Source organism: Erwinia sp. L03-1 (assembly GCF_058686115.1).
Map to the genome: position 1 here is coordinate 507,661 of NZ_CM178762.1, position 21,317 is coordinate 528,977.

Below are 21,317 nucleotides of genomic sequence, written 5' to 3' on the forward strand. Positions count from 1 at the left end.
TTCCTCCGGTGTTTTAACGCTGACAATGCCCTTAAGTGTGGTTGGTCATTCTGAAAAATCAAGTCGGAGGGGTGAGTTTGTACTGTATGTGGCTGATTTCAGCCTGATAATCTGCGGGCCGTGTCAGGTAGTGAATCACCTGATTGCTGCTCCCTCGCCACAGCAGCGCCGGGTCCTTCAGGGCCTCGACAAATTTGCCGTCAACCAGCACGTCAATCAGCCGGACCACTTCCCGCTGGGCGTCGCTCAGGTCGGCGAGACGGTAGCCGGTCCACAGCCAGATATCTTTCCCACAACACTCGCGACGTACGCGTTTCACCAGCCTGAGTATGTCGGCAACGTTGGCGGGATGCAGCGGATCGCCGCCGGAAAGCGACAGACCCTGACGCGGAATGCGGCTATCGTTAAGATCGGCGATCAGGCGTTCTTCATGCAAAAGCGTGAAGGGAACGCCGGAGTTCACCCGCCAGGTGCATTTATTGTAGCACCCGGCGCAGCGGTGTTCGCAGCCTGCTACAAACAGCGTACAGCGCGTTCCCGGCCCGTTAACGATATCTACCGGAAAATACTGATGAATATTCATTCCAGCTGGCCGGTGTCCATATGCTTAACGCGACGCCTGACCTCTTCCTGCTTGCCCGCGTTAAACGGGCGCGCATCCGGGCTGCCGAGATAACCACAGACGCGCCGGGTAACCGAAACGCGGGAGGCATCGTGATTACCGCATTTCGGGCAGGTAAAGCCTTTACTGGTACAGGAAAATTCGCCGGTGAAGCCACACTCATAGCATTCGTCGATAGGCGTATTGGTGCCGTAATAGGGAATTCGGCTGTAGCTGTAATCCCATACGTCCTCCAGCGCCTTCAGGTTGTGCTGAATATTGGGATATTCGCCGTAGCAAATAAAACCGCCGTTCGCTAACGGCGGGTAGGCCGCTTCAAAATCAATTTTATCGTAGGGGTTAACCTTCTTCTCCACATCCAGGTGAAAACTGTTGGTGTAGTAGCCCTTATCGGTTACCCCGGCAATGATGCCGAACTCGGCGGCATCCAGGCGGCAGAAGCGATCGCACAGATTTTCGCTTGGCGTACTGTACAGGCTGAAGCCATAGTCGGTTTCGGCTTTCCATGCATCCACGGCGTTACGCATATGGCTGACGATCGCCACGGCTTTTTCGCGCAGCAGCGGATCGTCAAAGAGGTGGGTCTCACCGCCGCTTAGCGCGTTAATGGCCTCGTGAATGCCAATGTAACCGAGGGAAATAGAGGCTCTGCCATGTTTGAAGATGTCGGCGACGTTATCATCTGCCTGTAGCCGCACGCCGCAGGCGCCTTCCATATACAAAATGGGAGCAACGCGCGCTTTAACGTTTTCCAGCCGGGCAATGCGGGTAAGCAGTGCTTTTTTCGCCAACAGCAGCCGTTTATCCAGCAGCCTCCAGAATGCCGCCTCATCCCCTTTTGCTTCAAGCGCAATACGCGGCAGATTCAGGCTGATCACGCCGATATTGTTACGGCCCTCATGGACCTGGCGGCCGTCCTCTTCCCATACTCCTAAAAAGCTCCGACAGCCCATCGGCGTTTTGAACGATCCGGTGACCTCCACCACCCGATCGTAATTGAGAATGTCCGGGTACATACGTTTGCTGGCGCACTCCAGCGCCAGCCGTTTGATGTCGTAGTTCGGATCCTGCGGCGAGCGGTTCACTCCCTCTCTGATGGCAAACACCAGCTTGGGAAAGACAGCCGTTTTGTGATTTTTCCCGAGCCCGGCGAGCCGGTTGCGCAGGATGCACTGTTGTACCAGCCTGGCCGCCCGGCAGGTCCCCAGGCCAAAACCAAAGGTGACAAAAGGCGTCTGGCCATTGGCCGTGTGCAGGGTGTTCACCTCGTACTCCAGCGACTGAAAAGCGTCGAAGCACTCTTTTTCGGTGCGGTTTTGAGCGTAGCCTTCGACATCGGCAATCTGCCATTCACGCGCCGTGGCGCGGTGTTTCTCCAGGCTGGCTTCGACAAAGGGCGCCAGCACCTCGTCAATGCGGTTAATAGTGGTGCCGCCATATATGTGGCTGGCGACCTGGGCGATAATTTGCGCGGTGACGGCGGTCGCGGTCGAAATGGATTTGGGCGGTTCTATCTCGGCATTGCCCATCTTAAAGCCCTGCGTCAGCATGCCTTTCAGATCGATTAACATGCAGTTAAACATCGGGAAAAAGGGCGAATAATCGAGGTCGTGATAGTGGATCTCACCGCGATCATGGGCCAGCACGACGTCGCGCGGCAAGATGTGATCGGTAGCGTAGTGTTTGGCGACAATCCCCGCCAGCAGATCGCGCTGGGTAGGGATGACTTTACTGTCTTTATTGGCATTCTCGTTCAGCAGGGCGGGATTGGTCTGTTCGATCAGGCCGCGGATGGCGTTATTCAGCTTGCCGCGCAGCTCGCGAGCGATATCGCGGTCGTGGCGATACTCAATATAGGTGCGGGCCAGTTCCGGGTAAGGCCCGGTCATAAGCTGATTTTCCACCGTCTTCTGAATATCGTGAATATCCACGCTGTGCTGTCGCTGCAGCTGCTGGCTTATCTGGCTGGCGACCGTAATGCAGTAACGCTTATCATCAATATCTGCCGCCTGAGCCGCGCAGAGAATGGCCTCGCGAATACGTGATTCATCAAACGCCACCTTACAGCCATCCCGTTTTATTACCCTGGATAACATGCCGTGCTCCCAACCCTGATGTCTATATATAGAATGAGAGTGGCATAGTAAACGCAACATGTAGTGCTGTGCTTAATTTAACTGCGCTTTTATTGACCTTAAACAAAGATAATTGATCGCTGTATTTTCGCTAACCTACTGCGCCCGGCGGGAGGGGATTTCCCGCCGTCGCTGTGACGTTGCCGGAGCCTTTACCTCTGTCCCGGGGATTTTTTCGCGGGCAAATCGCGTAACACGGTTGCATTACAGGGGGCGGGATCCATATTATTGCCTGTTATGCTGAGCAGCTATGCCCCTGCTCGGGTCATTCCGGGATACTGTCTGATGCCGTCTGTAACATATAACGAAAACCAGGTTAGCCGATGGATCGGTGCGCGCACCGTTGCCAGAGCGAAAGGCCTGGTGGAAAGAGCGCAGAATATCCAGTGGCAAAGCGATCTGTTGACTGGCGAGGTGCCCGGACGCACGGTCGAACCCTTCCAGGTGATGGTGCATTTCAGCCTGCCACAGGGAAAGCTACATGCCAGCGGGGAATGTACCTGCCCGGTCAAAAATAACTGTCGTCACGTGGCGGCGGTGATGCTGGCGAACCTGCGTCAGCGGCGGGTAGCGGCGGGGGATCTTCCCTCCGATCTCCTCTCTGCTGAACCGTTACCCATGCTCCGGCTGGAATCACGCTCAAAATTCATCAGTGGATTTGGCCGCTACGGTCATCGGCAAAAACGTCTGGATTTCGCCGCGGTCTCCTTTGATTATGCCGGGGTTCAGGTCGCAGCGGGCAGCACCGACCGGCGCTTTGCGGATGCCAGAGGCAAACTCTTTACCGTACAGCGTCGGGCTGAAGCCGAGCAGGCGTGGCTGCAACAGATGAGTGAAGCAGGGCTGGAGGCTATCCCCGGCGCGCATATCTATACGCCAACCGGCGCACCGCTGCCGCCGACCCTCTTTGCGCCAGCATCCCCGGCCGGATGGCGCACGTTTATCGACGCGACGCTACCAGCACTGCGCCGGCGAGGCTGGAAGGTGACGGTTGATGACGACTTCACCTGGAACTTTACCGCTATCAAGGCGATTGATGGCCGCGCAGAGCAGGGTAGCGATGGCTGGTTCACCCTGCACCTTGAGGTTCAGGCGGGACGCAGAAAGCAGAACTTACAGCCGCTGCTCGCCCCACTCTTCCAACAGGATCGCCGCTGGTTTAGCGGCAACCTCGCCTTAATTCCCGACGATGAAACTATTGAACTGCGCGGCGACCGGAATGTGCGCTGGCAGCTCACGGCGGGCCAGCTTAAACCGGTGGTGAGTAACCTGATCGACCTCTTCAGCCAGGGGGCAGATACCCCGCTGCGGCTGCCGCCCTATGAAGCAGGCAGGTTAGCCGCGCTGAGCGACACGGGGCGCTGGCAGTTTCATGGCGAAAGCGGCGTCCAGCAGCTTGCTGAGCGTCTGCGCAGCGGAGAGGGCATTCAGCCCGTCGCTCCGCCGGTGGGCCTTAAGGCCCAGCTGCGTGACTACCAGCAGCAGGGGCTAAACTGGATGCAGTTCCTGCGTAAGCAGGATCTGAGCGGGGTGCTGGCCGATGATATGGGGCTGGGCAAAACCGTTCAGACGCTGGCGCACCTGCTGCTGGAGAAAGAGGCCGGGCGGCTGGACAGGCCCGCGCTTATCGTGGTGCCTACGACGCTGGTGTATAACTGGACCCAGGAGGCCAGCCGTTTCACCCCCGACCTGAGGGTGTTGGCGCTGACCGGCCCGCAGCGTAAAGAGTTCTATGATCGTATCGAACAGTATGATGTGGTGCTGACCACCTATTCGCTACTGTGGCGCGACCAGCCTCAGCTGCTGGGTTTTAGCTATCATCTGCTGATCCTTGATGAGGCGCAGTACGTGAAGAACAGCGCCTCGCGCGCCGCCTCGGTAATTCGATCGCTTAAATCCCGTCACCGTCTCTGCCTGACCGGGACGCCGCTGGAAAACCACCTCGGCGAGCTGTGGTCGCAGTTTGATTTTCTGCTGCCCGGCTTTCTGGGCAGCGAAAAGCAGTTTACCCAGGAGTGGCGCATTCCCGTTGAGCGCAATGGCGACAGGGTACGACGGGAACTGCTGGCCCGGCGCATCCGGCCTTTTATGCTGCGGCGGCGTAAGCAGGAGGTGGCGAAGGAGCTGCCGCCGAAAAACACCATCGTGCGCTCGGTGGAGCTGGTGGGCGCACAGCGCGACCTGTACGAATCGGTGCGCAGCGCGATGCAGGATCGCGTCAGGCTGGCGGTAGAGCAGCAGGGGGCGGGGAGAAGTCACCTGCTGGTGCTGGATGCGCTGCTTAAACTGCGGCAAATCTGCTGCGATCCGCGCCTGATCGACAAGGCGGGTGAGGCGGGCGTTAAACAGTCGGCCAAGCTGGCGCTGCTGCGGGAGATGCTCAGTGAGCTGCTGGCGGAAGATCGCCGGATCCTGATCTTCTCTCAGTTCACCACCATGCTTACGCTTATCGCCGACGAACTGCAAAAGGCGCGCATTCCCTATGTGATGCTGACGGGCAGCACCCGCGATCGCACCGAGCCGGTACGGCGTTTCCAGCAGGGCGAGGTGCCGGTCTTTTTGATCAGTCTGAAAGCGGGCGGCGTCGGGCTGAACCTGACGGCGGCGGATACGGTGATCCACTACGATCCCTGGTGGAACCCGGCGGCAGAAAATCAGGCCACGGATCGCGCCTACCGGCTGGGCCAGGATAAGACGGTCTTTGTTTATAAGCTGATCGTGGCAGGCAGCATCGAGGAAAAAATCGTTGCGCTTCAGCAGCAAAAGGCCGAGCTGGCCGGTGGGATTCTGGAAGATGGGCTTAACGAGCCGGGCCTGTGGACCAGCGACGATTTGGCCGCGCTGTTCGATCCCCTCTGAAAGGGGAGAAAGGGTTTGAGGGCCGGTGAGTGCTTATATCCCTGGATTAACGCCTGTCGGGTTTTGCGCTCATTCGCGGGGCGGTCTCCCGCTCTCAGGCTGACGGCGTCAGGCGCGGCGCTTTCAGCCTGAGTGCTTACTCCGTATTGGACGGAGCGCGTTCAGCCGGTCAACTCAATTCGTACCGGATACAACGCTTTGCTGGCGAAGTGATGCGCTGCTTCCGCGCTTCTGATACCACCATACCGCTTCCCAGGGGCGCAGCATCACCTCGCCGGGCGTGACGTGCGTATCCGGATAGTTACTGATCAGCACGTCCCACTGGCCGCTATAGGCCGGGGGATGCCAGACCTGAGTATCGCCGCTGAAGTTGGCGGCCACCACCAGCGTCTCCCTGCCGTATCGACGGCAGTAGCACCACAGGTGCGGATGCTCGGGCAGTAAATCCAGGTAGTCTCCCCATGTCAGAATGGCGTACTCCTTACGCAGCCTGATCAGCTTCTGATAAGCGTAGAAAACCGAGTTTTCGTCGGCGAGCGCGGCTTCCGCATTGATGGTCTCCCTGTTGTCGCACATGCCGATCCACGGCGTACCGCTGGTAAAACCGCCGTTCTCCCCGGCGTTCCAGGGAATGGGGGTGCGCCCGTTATCACGGGATTTACTGGCGAGGATCGCCAGCAAATTATCGCTGTCGCGGCCCTGCGAGCGCAGCTCGGCATACATATTGTGGCTTTCAATATCGCGATAATCGAGGATGCGGGTAAAGTGGGGATTGGTCATACCCAGCTCTTCCCCCTGGAAAATATAGGGGGTGCCCTGCATTCCGTGTAACACCAGAGCCAGCATCCACGCCGACTGAACGCGGTATTGCCCCTCATCGCCCCAGCGCGACACGACCCGGGGCTGATCGTGGTTACACCAAAAAAGCGCATTCCAGGCTTTGTTATGCATCCCCTTTTGCCAGTGGGTGAAAATGGCCTTTTGCGCCACCAGGTCCAGCGGCGTCAGCGTCCATTTCTGGCCGTTATAAAAGTCGACTTCCACATGGTCGAAGCTGAAAACCATCGACAGCTCCTCGCCATCCAGCGAACCGTAGCGCTGGCAGTGCTCCAGGGTGGCGGAAGACATCTCTCCGACGGTCATCAGCTCGCGCGGGCGAAAAACGTCGCGGCTCATCTCCTGCATATATTCATGGATGCGCGGCCCGTCGGTGTAGAGCCGCAGGCCATCGCCGTTCGGATCGTCAGGGAAGTCCTGATGCTTGGAGACCAGGTTCACCACGTCCAGCCGCAGCCCGTCAATCCCCCGGTCGGCCCAGAAGTTAACAATCTGCTTCAGCTCGGCGCGCAGATTATCGTTTTCCCAGTTAAGTTCCGCCTGTTCCGGCGCCCACAGGTGCATATAGTACTGTCCGCTTTCCGGGTGCCAGCGCCACGCGCTGCCGCCAAACTTCGACTGCCAGTTATTGGGCGGCTCGGTGGGGGTACCATCCCGCCAGATATAGTAGGAACGGTAGGGGCTGTCCGGGTCCAGCGCGTCATGGAACCAGTGATGCTGTGTCGAACTGTGGTTGAACACCATATCAAGGATCAGCCGCATGCCGCGCCGATGAGTCTCTTCCACCAGGTTATCGAAGTCGGTCATGGTGCCAAAAATCGGATCGATGGCGGTGTAGTTCGCCACATCGTAGCCGTTGTCGACCTGCGGCGAGATATAAAAGGGCGTCAGCCAGATAGCGTCAACGCCCAGCGTCTTGAGGTAGTCCAGCCGCTGGATGATCCCTGCGATATCGCCCGTACCGCTGCCCGTCGTGTCCTGAAAGCTCTTGGGATAAATTTGATAGATAACGCCGTTCTGCCACCATGGTGGATTTTTATTCATCGCTCAATCCCATATTCAGGGTGAAAAGGTCCACCCGTATGTATAAAGACATTCTCACTTTTTGTTCTTCAATAAGGTTAGCCATTAACTGCCATGGTGAGACCGTCCGGAGGCCGTGAAAAGCAAATAATTTTCCACAGGCGGCCGCGAAGCCCGTTAAATCCGCGCCAGTCGGCCCTCGCACGGCCGATGCAATGAAAAAAAGTGAGAATTATCTGGCGATAAGCGCGTCACAAAATGCGACACGCGGTGCTGAACGGCTCGATGTGTAACTTGATGTGTCAGAGGAAGTATGCTTTATGAGGACAGGAATGAAAGATCCTTAGAGAAGGGAGTTCAACTATGTTCAGCCTGCTGCGCCTGATACTGTTTGCCAGCTGTCTTTTGACCACGCTAACCGCTTTTGCCTCTGCCCACCGTAATCTGCCGCTGATGCCCTGGCCTCAGCAGGTCATTCAGCCTGAAGCTGGCGGTAGCCTGGCACTGAATAATCGGCTGATCATTCGCGTGGAGGGGGATGATCTGGGCGATGCAGTCCCGCGCTGGCGACAGCGTATCGGTTTGCAGACCGGTTGGGAAATGCTGCCTCAAACGGACCAGGGGCAGAAGGCGGACATTCTGATCTCCATCGCCAAACGGGTTAATGCTATCCCTCAACCCGACAGTGATGAAAGCTATAGCCTGACCGTCAGCGGGGATGGCGTAAAGCTCGCTGCCGTTACCCGCTTTGGCGCGATGCGCGGTATGGAAACCCTGCTTCAGCTGGTGGGCAATACACCGCAGAGCGGTACGCTCCCCTGGGTGACAATCCATGATAAACCGCGCTTCCCCTGGCGCGGCATCCTGCTCGATCCGGCCCGGCACTTCCTCCCGCTGGAGACCCTGCGCCGTCAGATCAATGGCATTGCTGCGGCGCGTATGAACGTCTTTCACTGGCATCTGACCGACGATCAGGGCTGGCGGTTTGCCTCTGAACATTTCCCCCAGCTGCAACAGAAGGGCAGCGACGGGCTGTTTTATAGCCGTGAGCAGATGAAGGCGCTGGTACAGTACGCTGCCGAACGTGGGGTGCGGGTGGTGCCGGAAATCGATCTCCCCGGCCACGCGACTGCGCTGGCCGCCGCCATGCCGGAGTTAATCAGCGCGTCCGGCCCTTATCAGATCGAACGCGGCTGGGGCGTCTTCAAACCCCTGCTCGATCCCAGCAGTGAGAAAGTCTATGCATTTATCGACACGCTGGTGGGCGAGGTAGCGGCGATCTTCCCGGATCCCTGGCTGCACATTGGCGGTGACGAGGTGGATGCCACCCAGTGGAAGGCCTCTGCCCACATTCAGCAGTTTATGCGGGTCCAGGGACTAAAGGATGAGCATGCGCTACAGGCTTACTTCAATCAGCGTGTGGAAAAGATCCTCGAAAAGCACCACCGGCAGATGGTCGGCTGGGATGAAATCGCCCATCCCGACCTGCCGCGCACCATCCTGATCCAATCCTGGCAGGGGCAGGATGCGCTGGGTGAGGTGGGCCGCAATAACAGGCGCGGTATCCTTTCTGCTGGCTTCTATCTCGACCAGCCCCAGCCTGCGGCTTATCACTATCGCAATGAAGTCTATCCCAGCGGTTTGAACGGCGAAGACCGACTACGCCCTGGCGATGTCGCTCATAGCTGGGCATTCACCATGCCAAGGCTGAAAGGGAGCGCGGTCAGGGGCAGCTTCACGCTGATCGAGCATGACAGCCGCTGGCGGGGCTTTATTGATTTCGCCGGAAGGTCACGTCGGCTGGTGCATAACCTTAAGTGGCTGGCCCCGGATCGGCTCACCTTCAGCGTGGACAGCTGGATGGGTGAATTCAGGCCGGTGGTTACCCTGAAGGAGAATCAACTCAGCGGCTATATACGGGTGGGGAACACCCGCTATCCGGCTGAGGGAGAGCGGCTGGAAAAGATGCCGACCGGTATCCAGCCGAGCCTGCCCAGCGGGCAGCAGATGCAGGATAATTTGCTGGGCGGGGAGGCCGCACTCTGGTCGGAGCTGGTCAATCCGCAGGTTATCGACATTCGCCTCTGGCCCCGTGCATTCGTGGTAGCGGAACGTCTGTGGTCGGCGAAAGAGGTGACCGATGAGGAGAATATGTATCAGCGCCTGGCGGCGGTGGATGCATGGTCAACGGTATCGGTCGGGCTGCAACAGCACGCGCAGGCGCAGACGCAGATGATTCGTCTGGCCAACGGCAGTGATACGCTTCCGCTACAGATTTTCGCCGAAGCGCTGGAGCCTGCACAGTATTACACGCGGCAGCATCTGAAGTTTCAGGCGGGTCATTACGATCTTAGCGAGCCGCTTAATCGCCTGGCCGACATACTGCCTGCGGAGAGCGACGCTATTCGCAGGCTAAACCTTCAGGTTGAGGCGCTGATTAATCATCGCGGCGATCGTCAGGCCATGCAGGCGGTTCGTCGCCAGCTAACGCTTTGGCAGCAAAATATCCCGGTCGTGACTGCGCTGCTGGCAAAAAATACGCAGCTACGGCCGCTGTTGTCGGTCGCGAAGCAGGTTGAAGCAATAAGCCGCCTCGGGCTGTCGCTGCTGGATGCGCGGGAAAATCACCGCAGTTTTAGCGCAAACGAGCTGGCAAAAATGGCGCTGCTGCTGGACAGTGCAGCGGTAACGCAGGATGAGGTGGTGATTGCGCTGGTTCGGCCGGTTGGGAAACTGCTAAGGGCGGAAAAATAGCGGGTGGGAAACAGGGGAAAAGCGCCCCGCCCGTTAAAAGGCGAGGCGATAGCATCAGCGACGAACGGCGATCGCTTCGATTTCGATTTTCACATCTTTTGGCAGCCGTGCCACTTCCACGCAGGAGCGGGCCGGGAAGCGGGCATTGTGCGCGGTGAAAAAGGCTTCATAGGCGGCGTTAACGGTGGCGAAGTCATTCAGATCCTTAACGAACACCGTCGTTTTAACGATGTCGCCGACGGTCAGTCCGGCGGCTTCTACGATAGCGCGCACGTTTTCCAGCGACTGATGCGCCTGTGCGGCGACGTCATCGGCCACGGTGCCGGTTTCGGGATCGACCGGGATCTGGCCGGAGGTGATGATCATGCTGCCAAGATCGACGCCCTGCACATAGGGGCCGATCGCGGCGGGTGCGTTTTCAGTACTGATTTCGCGAGACATACGTTCTCCCTGATAAATGAGGACGTGATTTCGTCCGGTGTCGGCTCATTATAGGCGGCTGACGGTTGATTACCAGTTCGCCAGCACCACGTGGTGAGCGAAGGCTTTTTCACAATATTTACAGGTTAACTGCACGTCACCGTGACGTTTTTTTACGGCAAAGCTGGAGTTTACCGGCTCGCTGCGGCTGATACAGTTGCTGTTCGGGCAGGTGAGTACCCGTTCAATCGTATCCGGCAGCGTTGGCGCGATTTTCCCCACCACCTCATATTCATCAATGCGGTTAACCGTGGCGTGGGGCGCATAGACCGCCAGCTGGTTGATCTGATCGTCGGTCAGAAAGGTATTCTCGATTTTGATCAGATCCTTACGTCCCAGCTCACCGGAGGGCAGGTTAAGGCCGATGGTAATGCGCTGATCGGTTTCCGTCAGGCGAAACAGCGAAAGCAGCTTAAAGCCGATTTGCGCCGGAATGTGGTCGATTACCGTGCCGCGTTTGATCGCTTCGACCTGCAATTTATTATCGTGCGTCATCATCAATACCCCTTACAGAGCCAGTTCGCGATTCAGTACCAGCGCCAGCAGAGCCTGGCGCGCATAAATGCCGTTACCGGCCTGCTGGAAATACCAGGCGTACGGCGTTTTATCGACATCTGTGCTGATCTCATCAATACGCGGCAGAGGGTGCAGCACCTTCATATTGTCGCGAGCGCCAGCCAGGTCGGCGGCGCGCAGGACAAACTGCGCCTTAACGTTGGCGTATTCCGACGGATCGAGGCGCTCTTTCTGCACGCGGGTCATATAGAGAATATCCACCTGCGACACGACTTCTTCAATGCTGTTGTGACGGCTCCAGGCAATGCCCTTTTCGTCCAGCATATCGGTGATATAGGCGGGCATCGCCAGCGCATCCGGGGCGATAAACCAGAAGCGGTTACCCTCAAACTTAGCCAGCGCCTGCGCCAGAGAGTGCACCGTGCGGCCATATTTGAGGTCACCCACCATGGCGACGTCAAGATTGCTGAGGCGGCCCTGCGTTTCCTGAATGGTAAACAGATCCAGCAGCGTCTGGGTGGGATGCTGATTAGCCCCGTCACCGGCGTTCAGGACCGGAATGCCGCCGGAAAACCCGGTCGCCAGGCGCGCGGCACCCTCCTGAGGATGGCGCATGACAATGGCATCAACATAGGTGCTAATCACTGAGATAGTGTCGGCCAGCGTCTCACCCTTTTTGCCGAGCGAGGTATTGCCCCCGTCGGCGAAGCCCACTACCGAAGCGCCCAAACGGTGGATGGCGGTTTCAAATGAGAGCCGCGTGCGGGTCGAGGCTTCAAAAAAGCAGCTGGCGACCACGCTGTGCTTCAGCAGCTCCGGCTGTGGATCTGCCTTCAGGCTGGCGGCGGTATGCAGCACCAGCTCAAGCTCTTCGCGGTTGAGATCGTTGATAGAAATAATATGTCTGTGATACAGCGAATTGGCCATCTTCACACCCCTTATACCTGCCGGTTAGCTGAAAAACGGGCAAAAAAAAGCCCCTCATGGAGGGGCTTTTTTTTATGAATAGTGATGCCGGAGTGGGAAAAACGGTGCTGCCCGCCCGTGGTCAGGCGCGTCAGTTCAGTTGTATTAACGGTACGCAGTTTCATACATCCTCCAGGCAAACGGGGGGCATTATACGCAGATGTTGGCGGTGTTCAAGATATCATCAGCGCTTTCTTTCGCCTTCCGCATGCACTTTAGCGTGATGGCAACCCACCTGATCTCACCCAGCCTCCTCCTGAGGCGCTGTTGGCAACAGCGACTCAGGGGAACCGGACAGGCAGCGCACCCGCCTCATCGGAGGAGAGTGCTTCCCGCCACGCCTGCTGCTCCTCACCGGCGCAGGGCTGTAGCAGTGCCGTAATATGCTGGTGGAGACGCCGAATGGAGTACGAGGTGCGCGGTGCTATCCAGATACAGTTATTCGTGGCGACCACGCCGAGTATCCCATCCAGCTTCCAGTGTTCAATCACGCGTGCAACGGCGCGTGCGTAGCCAGCCGCGACGTGAACGACGATAAATTTTTCATTGTAATCCACGCTGACCACCATGGCAGAAAGCGGGCTGACCGCGTCGGGCTTACTCTGCAGGGCCGAGGCCAGCGCATAAATTTTCTCTCCCCGGGCATTGGCGACTTTAACCACGTCCAGCAGGGTTAATAATTTCGACACGGTTGACTGACTGATCTCCGGGTAGCCCCGCTGCTGAAGTGCCGTTCTTATCTCCTGCTGGCTGTGGAAGCTATGCGTATCAATGAGCTGACGACAGAGCGTCAGCTGGCTGTTTTCCCGATCGAGCGTTGCCGTAGATTTTTTTGACATAGCCTTAGTTTCCATTACTCCGTTGCGACCCAGGGTGGGTATCCATGAGGGGCAGAATTATCGCGACTATCCGAGCAGTGCGCCCAGACTTAGCGCAGCAATAAGCAAAATCATCAGCAGCAGCAACAGCGGAGCTATCCATTTCACCCAGCGAACATAGGGAACGCGAGCAATCGCCAGACCGCCCATGACCACCGCCGAGGTGGGCGTAATCAGGTTGACCAGGCCGGATGCAGACTGATAAGCCGTCACCACCAGATCGCGGCTGATATGCGAAAAATCAGCCAGCGGGGCGAGGATAGGCATGGTTAAGACCGCCAGGCCAGATGAGGAGGGCACCAGGAAGGAGAGCACGCCCTCAAGCAGAAACATCACGCTGATAAAGGCGGCCGATGAAAGTCCGGTCACGGTGACTTCGGCGGCATGCAGGATGGAGTGGGTGATCATACCATTGTCCATCACCACCACAATGCCGCGGGCGATACCAATAATCAGGGCCACGCCCAGCAGGTCGCGCGCGCCGTCGATAAAGGTGCTGGAGAGCTCTTTTTCACTCATACGGGCCACCAGGCCGATAACGATTGCTGCCACCAGAAAGACGCCGGAAATCTCCGCCATCCACCAGCCCCGAACCGCCACGCCATAAATCATCACCGCAAAGGCCACGGCAAAGAGCACGAGGATCACCTTGCGCACGGGCGTAAAAGCCCGGCTGCTGTCGTCGGCGTGATCGTTCAGGAAAAAGGCGCGATGTTCGCTAAGCAGATCCGCGACGATCGACTTTGAGGGATCGCGACGAACCCTGACCGCATAGCGCATGACCCAGAGTACGCAGATAAGCCAGCCGACCAGCAGGATCACCAGGCGAAAGCCAATACCGGCGGTAAAAGAGATCCCTGCGGCATTAGAAGCGATCACCGTTGCAAAGGGGTTGATCGTCGAACCCAGGGTGCCGATCCCCGCGCCCAGCATTACCGTAGCGGCGGCGACGACCGAATCGAAGCGGGCGGCCAGCATGACCGGCACCAGCAGCGAGTAGAAGGGGAGCGACTCCTCGGTCATGCCATAAATGGTGCCCCCTGCGGCAAACAGCGCCATCAGGATCGGGATCATCCACTCCTCTCTGCCCTTCAGCCGCTGCATCACCCGCTCAATACCGGCATCAATGGCGCCCGTCTTGTTCACCACGCCCAGAAAGCCGCCGATCACCAGGATAAACAGCGCGACATCAATGGCACCCGCCTGATAGGTTTTGTGATCGTACAGGCCATCCCCCGGTGCCAGCACAATGTCCACCAGCCCCTGAGGATGCGGCGTGGTGGGCTGCCAGGTGCCGGCAATGGGTACGCTCTTATTCAGCGTGGTATTCATCTCCATCTGGTACTGACCTGCCGGAATGACCCATGTCAGGCCCGCCACCAGCGCGATGAGTATCAGTAAAATGGTGTAGGCCGACGGAAAGGTGAACTTACGCATAACGTCTTATCCTTAATCGCTATTTATACCGCCGCTCCGCTTGCTGTCGGAGCGGCGGAGAGGAGGCTAAACGCCGAGGGTGGCGACCATCACCGCTTTAATCGAGTGCATACGGTTTTCTGCCTGGTCGAAGACTATCGAGTGGCGGGATTCGAAGACGTCGTCGGTCACCTCCAGCCCCTTCATGCCGAAGGCTTCCTCAATTTCCCGCCCGGTTCGGGTCATTTCATTGTGGAAAGCGGGCAGGCAGTGCATAAATTTCACCTGCGGATTATGCGTGGTCGCGAGCATATCGGCGTTCACCTGATAAGGCGTCATCAGCGCGACGCGCTCTGCCCACGCCTCTTTTGGCTCTCCCATCGAGACCCAGACGTCGGTATAGAGGAAGTCCACGCCCTCCACGCCTTCGCTAACGTTCTCGGTGAGGGTGATTCGCCCGCCGCTTTTCCGTGCCAGCGCCTGGCAGGTGGCGACCAGATCCGCGTCAGGCCAGAACGATTTCGGCGCCACCAGGCGGATATCCATCCCCATTTTGGCCGCGCCCACCATCAGTGAATTCCCCATGTTGTTACGCGCATCGCCAAGGTAGGCAAAAGCGATCTGGTGCAGCGATTTACCGGGAGCGTGTTCCAGCATGGTCATCAGATCGGCCAGGATCTGCGTGGGGTGGAACCGATCGGTCAGCCCGTTCCAGACCGGCACGCCGGCGAACTCAGCCAGCTCCTCCACGATTTCCTGCCCAAATCCACGGTACTCAATGCCGTCATACATCCGGCCCAGTACGCGGGCGGTATCTTTCATCGACTCTTTGTGTCCAATCTGGCTGCCGCTGGGGCCAAGATAGGTCACCTGCGCGCCCTGATCGAAGGCGGCAACCTCAAACGCACAGCGGGTGCGGGTGGAGGTTTTTTCAAAAATCAGCGCAATGTTTTTTCCCTTCAGGTGTTTCTCTTCATGACCCGCATATTTGGCATTTTTTAGTGAAAAGGAGAGATCGAGCAGGCCCTGGATTTCAGAGCGGGTAAAGTCCAGCAGCTTGAGGAAATGGCGGTTATGCAGTGAAGATGACATGAAAATTTCCTTAAATTGAGAAAGTTAATCTTTGAATCAGAGATTGAGTGACTTAGTAACTAAGCGCGGATCAGCGTGCCTTTACGGCCCTCCAGGATCTCTGCGGCATCCGCAAGCGAACCTATCCCGGCTATCCCCTGTTGCTGTTCAACAAATTCACAGCATGCGGCGACTTTAGGGCCCATCGATCCGGCATCGAAAGCGATCCCTTTCAGGTCGGCGGGGGTTATCTGGTGCAGCGCCCGGCTGTCGGGCTGGCCCCAGTTGAGATAGACCGCATCGGCATCGGTCAGGATCAGCAGCGCATCTGCCGAGAGGTGTGAAGCCAGCAGGGCGGCAGAGAGGTCTTTGTCGATAACGGCCTCGGCACCGCACCGTTGCCCCCCGGGGTGGCGCACCACCGGGATGCCGCCGCCGCCGTTGCAAATTACCAGATGTCCTTTTTCCGCCAGCGCCTGTATCGCTTCCAGCTCGACGATGCGTACCGGCAGTGGCGAAGGCACCACCCGGCGTACAAAGTCACCATCGGCTTTCATCGTCCAGTTCTGGGCCTGGGCCAGCGTACTGGCCTGCTCGGGGCGGTAAACCGGACCGATATACTTGGTGGGATTATGGAAGGCGGGATCCTGGCTATCGATCTCCACCTGGGTCAGTAGCATGCTGACCGGCTGCTGTGGCAGGGCATTCTGTAATGCCTGCTGAAGCATGTAGCCAATCATTCCCTGCGTCTCGGCCACCAGCACATCCAGCGGCCAGGGCGCGTTGGCATCGTAGGCGCTGTTCTGTAGCGCCAGAAGCCCAACCTGCGGTCCGTTGCCGTGTACCAGCACCACCCGCCACGTCTGCGTCAGTGCGGCAATGGCGCTGGCCGCCTGTGCAATATTTTTACGCTGGGTATCTGCTTCAAGCCGCTCGCCGCGTTTCAACAGGGCGTTCCCGCCCAGCGCCACCACTAATAGAGGTTTGGTCATTAGCTTTTCCTGTGTTCAGAGGCCATCACGTTCCAGCGGGCAGCTCATGCAGCGCGCGCCGCCACGCCCTCTGCCCAGTTCGTTACCGGGAATGGGTAATACCCTGATGCCAGCTTTGTCATATTTCTCATTGGTATAAGTGTTACGCTCATAGCCAATAACCACGCCGGGGCGCACGGTGAGCACGTTGTTGGCATCATTCCACTGTTCACGCTCGGCTTCGAAGCGGTCGCCGCCCGTCGTGATCAAACGAACCTGATCAATACCCAGGGCCTGCTCAATGGCATGCATAACGGTTTTCTCCTCCCTGCGCGCCAGGCCGCCGTGACCATCGCTGGTCAGGGTCCAGCTGCGGGTTTGCCGGGTGATAACGTCCGGATAAATGGAGAAGGTATTCAGGTCGAGCTGGGTCATCACGGTATCAAGATGCATACAGGCGCGATGTTTGGGCAGCTCGATTGCAATAACTTTGCTGGCCTGATGGTGTTGAAACAGCGAGCGGGCGAGGAACTCAATGCCGCAGGGGGTAGTGCGCTCTGACATGCCGATCATGACCGTGCCGTTTCCCAGCACCAGCACGTCGCCGCCCTCCAGCGTGGTCTCTTCGTAATTGACGCCTTCCTCATCGAAATAGTGAATAAAGTCTCCGCCAGCAAAGGTCGGGTGCCAGCGATAGATGGCGCGCAGATTGCTGGTTTCCCGCCTTCTGGCCGCTTTGGCCATGGGGTTAATCGACACGCCGTTATAGATCCAGCACGAGGTATCGCGAGTGAAGAGATGGTTGGGCAGGGGCGCCATAATAAAGTCATCCGGCGCGTGAATATCTGAGGTCATGCTGCTAAAGCCCGTTGGCATCTCTCCATAGGTCAGGCCGCCCGAGAGGTTACGTGCGAGCTGTCCGTGGGGCGCATCCGCCAGCCAGCCGCGAATATCCGCCGCAAGAGAAGGGCCAAGGTGATAATCGGAAATCTGCGTGTTCAGCAGCCAGGCCTTGGCCTCTGGCACCGCAAGCGTTTCGGTCAGCAGCTGGGTGAAAAGCAGAACCTCTACGCCCTGATCGCGTAACGTTTGGGCGAAAAAATCGTGCTCTTCACCGGCTTTTTCCACCGACAGCACGTCGTCAAACAGAAGCTCCTGACAGTTAGAAGGGGTAAGGCGTTTCAGGCTTAAATGAGGGCGATGAAGCATCACGGATCGAAGCTGGCCTATTTCCGATCCAACATAGTGTTTTTTCATATTCAGTTCCGTTTGTTCAGGGAATAGCAGCACCAAATGAATAAATCCTTTCATTTGGCATCAGCTTATTACCAGTAGGGTTGCCAGGTGATAGTAACCATCGTTGCCTGGCCAAATTTGATATCTGTCACAAAAAAATAAGCGGAATGAACTATGCGGATTTAATTTGATGAGGGTCATGTGACGTGCATTCTGTAATGATAAAGAAATGAATAATTAAAGGCTTATTACGATTAAGTTTCTCTGTTGCGGGGTTTTAATAGAGTGAAGCCTACCCTTGCATGAATGCAGGTATATGAATGTTAAGGTTTTTATTTTTATTTTGAATGGTTATGGCTAAAAATGATAAAAATATCTGTAAAAGTCATTTTCATTTGAAATATTTATTCCTTCTGACGCAAATGGCCGTATGGCCTGTTTGTGATGAAAGGGTAAGAATTATTTTTAATGTGGAAAACTCAAAAGGTTATACGGATGAATTTATCGGCAGGAAAATAATATATGCCAGTGAGGTGCATAATTATTTATGGCTGTCTCAGGGAACGCGCTTCAGTTAGAAATAAATATATTCCAGCGTGGAAGCGGTCAGAGAAAAAAGCCAGCGGATCAATTTTAAATGACCCGCAGGTGGCGGGTATTAATGCGTCTCAGACAGCGTTGCAACCATTACCGCTTTGATGGTGTGAAGACGGTTCTCTGCCTGATCGAATACCACGCTGTGGGGGGATTCAAACACCTCGTCCGTGACTTCCATGCCGCCGTGCAGATCGTACTGCTGCGCCATCTGCTGGCCAAGAGTGGTCTGGTCGTCGTGGAAAGCGGGCAGGCAGTGCAGGAACTTCACCTGCGGATTGCCGGTCAGCGCCAGCATGGCGCTATTAACCTGATAGGGGCGCAGCAGCGTAATCCGCTCCTCCCAGACCTCTTTCGGTTCACCCATGGAGACCCAGACGTCGGTATAGATAAAATCAGCGCCCCGCACGCCTTCGGCAATATTTTCGGTCAGGGTAATTTTACCGCCGGTTTTAGCTGCCGCCGCCCGACACTCGGCCACCAGCGCCTCATCCGGCCAGCAGCCTTTTGGCGCCACCAGGCGCAGATCCAGACCGACCAGCGCGGCGGCCTCCATCATCGTATTGCCCATATTGTTATGCGCATCGCCGACGTAGACAAACACCATTTCGCTGAGGGATTTTTCCGGCAGATGCTCCTGCATGGTCAGCAGATCGGCCAGCAGCTGGGTAGGGTGGAACTCATCGGTCAGGCCGTTCCATACCGGCACGCCCGCGTGTTCGGCCAGCGATTCAACCAGCGCCTGCCCATAGCCACGGTATTGAATGCCGTGGTACATCCTGCCCAGCACGCGGGCGGTATCCTTGATCGACTCCTTATGACCGATCTGGCTGCCGCTGGCCCCGAGCCAGGTCACCCTGGCACCCTGATCGTAGGCGGCAACTTCGAAAGAGCATCGCGTACGGGTCGAGTCTTTTTCGAAGATGAGCGCAATGTTCTTACCTTGCAGGTGCTGAACTTCCTCACCGTTTTTCTTATCGGACTTCAGGGTGGCGGCCAGCGCCAGCAGAGCGTTTATTTCAGCAGGCGTAAAATCGAGCAGCCTGAGAAAATGACGCTGGTATAAATGACTCATAAAGCACTCCGTGTGGTCTTTATTGAATTAAAATTCAATTTAACCGTATGAATATTCATTTTCAACCCCGGCGCGCAGAAACTTTTGTATAAAGGTAGTGGCGCGAAGGGCAGTGTGGGAAAATACTGATAAGAGAAGCCACATACTGAGGAACAGATCATGGCGAACGAAGCTTTATTGGAAGAGCAGCGCGAAGAGACGCGGCTGATAATTGAAGAACTGCTGGATGACGGCAGCGATCCGGATGCGCTCTACACCATTGAGCACCACCTCTCCTGCGACAGCTTTGACGCGCTGGAAAAGGCGGCGGTTGAAGCCTTTAAAATCGGCTATGAAGTGACGGAGCCGGAAGAGCTGGAGCTGGAAGACGGCACCAAAGTGATGTGCTGCGATATTCTGAGCGAGGCGGCGCTGAACGCTGAACTGATCGATGCCCAGGTTGAGCAACTGGTCGATCTGGCTGGCAAGTTCAACGTCGACTACGACGGATGGGGAACCTATTTCGAAGATCCCGATGCCGAAGACGAAGAGGACGATGGCGAAGAGATTGACGACGAAGACAATGGCATTCGTCACTGATCCCCTGCTTGCCCCCATTCACGCCTTTCTGCAATGCCGCACGCCCCAGGCCTGGATTGACCAGGCCTGTCGGCCAGAGAATCTGCCGCTGCTGCTGACCGACCACCTGGTGTGTGAGCTGAAAGCGGCACAGACCGCCATGTGGCTGATCCGTAAATACGTGGCGGATAAAGAGAGCGGCGATGCGCTGCTGGCGTGGCTAAAACCCTGGGAGCAGTTCGTTCACAGCGAAAATGCGGATCTGGCCTTCCTGGAACAGCATCGGGCGCTGTCGAAAGCGGTTATCAGCCGCGTCGAAGCGCCCTGGGGCGATGCGCTGGTGGACAAAATGGTGCTGTTGATCAAGGAGGAGCTGCACCATTTCTATCAGGTGCTGGAAATTATGCAGGCACGCGGCATTCCCTATATCAAAATCACTGCCAGCCGCTATGCCAAAGGGCTGCTGCGTGAGGTTACCACCCATGAACCCCAGACGCTGGTCGATAAGCTGATTTGCGGGGCCTATATTGAAGCGCGCTCCTGCGAACGATTCGCCAGCCTGGCGCCCCATCTGGACGGGGAGCTGGCGGCATTTTATGTTTCGCTCCTGCGATCGGAGGCGCGGCACTACCAGGACTACCTGGCGCTGGCCGCTGACATTTCCACTACCGACATCAGCGCGCGCGTCAGACAAATTGGCGTAACCGAAGCAAAGCTGATCCAGTCACCGGACAGCGAGCTGCGCTTTCACAGCGGCGTACCAGCATTTGCAACGGCCTGAGCCTCTGTGGTGTAGCGATCGTCCGCGCCGCTCAGAGGCTTTTCAGCATCCGTACTTCGCAGTCAACGTGCCCGGTGCAGCCCAGCGGGCCGTCGATATGCGTAAAGCCCAGGTGTTCATACAGCCGTACCGCGCGGCTCAGCGAGGCCGTCGTCTCCAGATAGCAGCGGGTAAAACCCCGTTCGCGGGCAAAGTCCATCGCCTGCATCGCCAGCTCGCGCGCCTGCCCCATGCCGCGTACGGCGGGCATAAAGTACATCTTCTGTAGCTCACAGATGCCCGGCTCGCTGCACAGCAGAGGCGCCACGCCGCCGCCGCCCACAATCCTGCCCTCAAGTTCAATCACCCAGTAGGCGCTGTCAGACTGGCTGTACAACTCATACAGATGATCGAGATTAGGGTCGGCCACGGTGAAGCCTTTGTCGGCGGTCAGACCAAACTCAGCGGAGACCTCGCGGATCACGCGGGCGATGTGCGGATTATCTTCTGCCTGAATGGGGCGAACCAGCAGGCCGGTGGGTAGCGTCGTCATAACTCAGTGCCGT

At 57.3% G+C, this 21,317-nt stretch carries 19 protein-coding genes; 5 read left to right on the plus strand and 14 right to left on the minus strand.

Annotated features, from left to right (window positions below; all coding sequences use genetic code 11):
* Positions 1-58: 58 nt before the first annotated feature.
* Positions 59-583: an anaerobic ribonucleoside-triphosphate reductase-activating protein gene (gene nrdG / locus AC4PCC_RS02380; RefSeq protein ID WP_492126263.1), complete on the minus strand. Its 525-nt coding sequence runs from the start codon at positions 581-583 to the stop codon at positions 59-61.
* On the minus strand, positions 580-2,718 hold the full coding sequence (gene nrdD, locus AC4PCC_RS02385; RefSeq protein WP_492126264.1) for an anaerobic ribonucleoside-triphosphate reductase: 2,139 nt from the start codon (positions 2,716-2,718) through the stop codon (positions 580-582). The genes nrdG and nrdD overlap by 4 nt, the downstream gene beginning before the upstream one ends.
* A 324-nt stretch (positions 2,719-3,042) precedes the next feature.
* Between nrdD and AC4PCC_RS02390 the strand changes: the two genes are divergently transcribed.
* On the plus strand, positions 3,043-5,616 hold the full coding sequence (locus AC4PCC_RS02390; protein ID WP_492126265.1) for a DEAD/DEAH box helicase: 2,574 nt from the start codon (positions 3,043-3,045) through the stop codon (positions 5,614-5,616).
* Between the two features lie 174 nt (positions 5,617-5,790).
* On the opposite strand, the gene treC is transcribed toward AC4PCC_RS02390, so the two are convergent.
* Complete coding sequence (gene treC / locus AC4PCC_RS02395; RefSeq protein WP_492126266.1) at positions 5,791-7,497, minus strand: alpha,alpha-phosphotrehalase; 1,707 nt, start codon at positions 7,495-7,497, stop codon at positions 5,791-5,793.
* Positions 7,498-7,839: 342 nt separating this feature from the next.
* On the opposite strand from treC, the gene AC4PCC_RS02400 reads away from it, so the two are divergent.
* Positions 7,840-10,230, plus strand: coding sequence for a beta-N-acetylhexosaminidase (locus AC4PCC_RS02400; protein ID WP_492126267.1), 2,391 nt, complete (start codon positions 7,840-7,842; stop codon positions 10,228-10,230).
* A gap of 54 nt (positions 10,231-10,284) precedes the next feature.
* Here the strand turns inward: AC4PCC_RS02400 and ridA are convergent, their stop codons facing one another.
* From ridA to arcA, 9 genes are all read right to left on the minus strand, one after another.
* Positions 10,285-10,671, minus strand: coding sequence for a 2-iminobutanoate/2-iminopropanoate deaminase (gene ridA / locus AC4PCC_RS02405; RefSeq protein ID WP_067706054.1), 387 nt, complete (start codon positions 10,669-10,671; stop codon positions 10,285-10,287).
* A 69-nt stretch (positions 10,672-10,740) separates the two neighbouring features.
* A complete protein-coding gene (pyrI, locus tag AC4PCC_RS02410) occupies positions 10,741-11,205 on the minus strand; it encodes an aspartate carbamoyltransferase regulatory subunit (protein ID WP_492127441.1) in 465 nt (154 codons plus the stop codon).
* A 12-nt stretch (positions 11,206-11,217) separates the two neighbouring features.
* Positions 11,218-12,153 (minus strand): aspartate carbamoyltransferase, encoded by a 936-nt coding sequence (pyrB, locus tag AC4PCC_RS02415; protein ID WP_492126268.1) that lies wholly within the window; start codon positions 12,151-12,153, stop codon positions 11,218-11,220.
* Between the two features lie 11 nt (positions 12,154-12,164).
* Entirely contained in the window at positions 12,165-12,317 is a 153-nt protein-coding gene (locus AC4PCC_RS02420; protein ID WP_492126269.1) for a hypothetical protein, read from the minus strand.
* Between the two features lie 156 nt (positions 12,318-12,473).
* A complete protein-coding gene (locus AC4PCC_RS02425; RefSeq protein ID WP_492126270.1) occupies positions 12,474-13,031 on the minus strand; it encodes an arginine repressor in 558 nt (185 codons plus the stop codon).
* Between the two features lie 66 nt (positions 13,032-13,097).
* The gene (locus AC4PCC_RS02430) at positions 13,098-14,507 is read right to left on the minus strand and encodes a YfcC family protein (protein WP_067706061.1); all 1,410 of its coding nucleotides are present in this window, start codon (positions 14,505-14,507) and stop codon (positions 13,098-13,100) included.
* Positions 14,508-14,573: 66 nt separating this feature from the next.
* Positions 14,574-15,578 carry an ornithine carbamoyltransferase gene (gene argF, locus AC4PCC_RS02435; protein ID WP_492126271.1) on the minus strand — a complete coding sequence of 335 codons (1,005 nt, stop codon included), beginning with the start codon at positions 15,576-15,578 and terminating at the stop codon, positions 14,574-14,576.
* 59 nt (positions 15,579-15,637) lie between these two features.
* Entirely contained in the window at positions 15,638-16,549 is a 912-nt protein-coding gene (arcC, locus tag AC4PCC_RS02440; RefSeq protein ID WP_492126272.1) for a carbamate kinase, read from the minus strand.
* 15 nt (positions 16,550-16,564) lie between these two features.
* A complete protein-coding gene (gene arcA / locus AC4PCC_RS02445; protein ID WP_492126273.1) occupies positions 16,565-17,785 on the minus strand; it encodes an arginine deiminase in 1,221 nt (406 codons plus the stop codon).
* Between the two features lie 332 nt (positions 17,786-18,117).
* Between arcA and AC4PCC_RS02450 the strand changes: the two genes are divergently transcribed.
* A complete protein-coding gene (locus AC4PCC_RS02450) occupies positions 18,118-18,342 on the plus strand; it encodes a hypothetical protein (RefSeq protein WP_492126274.1) in 225 nt (74 codons plus the stop codon).
* Between the two features lie 80 nt (positions 18,343-18,422).
* On the opposite strand, the gene argF (AC4PCC_RS02455) is transcribed toward AC4PCC_RS02450, so the two are convergent.
* Positions 18,423-19,433: an ornithine carbamoyltransferase gene (argF, locus tag AC4PCC_RS02455; protein ID WP_492126275.1), complete on the minus strand. Its 1,011-nt coding sequence runs from the start codon at positions 19,431-19,433 to the stop codon at positions 18,423-18,425.
* A 159-nt stretch (positions 19,434-19,592) separates the two neighbouring features.
* Here argF (AC4PCC_RS02455) and rraB point away from each other — a divergent pair, with 159 nt between their 5' ends.
* Positions 19,593-20,012 carry a ribonuclease E inhibitor RraB gene (gene rraB / locus AC4PCC_RS02460; protein WP_067706070.1) on the plus strand — a complete coding sequence of 140 codons (420 nt, stop codon included), beginning with the start codon at positions 19,593-19,595 and terminating at the stop codon, positions 20,010-20,012.
* Entirely contained in the window at positions 19,996-20,772 is a 777-nt protein-coding gene (gene miaE, locus AC4PCC_RS02465) for a tRNA isopentenyl-2-thiomethyl-A-37 hydroxylase MiaE (protein ID WP_492126276.1), read from the plus strand. Before rraB ends, miaE begins: the two co-directional genes overlap by 17 nt.
* Before the next feature lie 31 nt (positions 20,773-20,803).
* On the opposite strand, the gene AC4PCC_RS02470 is transcribed toward miaE, so the two are convergent.
* A complete protein-coding gene (locus AC4PCC_RS02470; protein WP_067706074.1) occupies positions 20,804-21,304 on the minus strand; it encodes a GNAT family N-acetyltransferase in 501 nt (166 codons plus the stop codon).
* Positions 21,305-21,317: the final 13 nt, after the last annotated feature.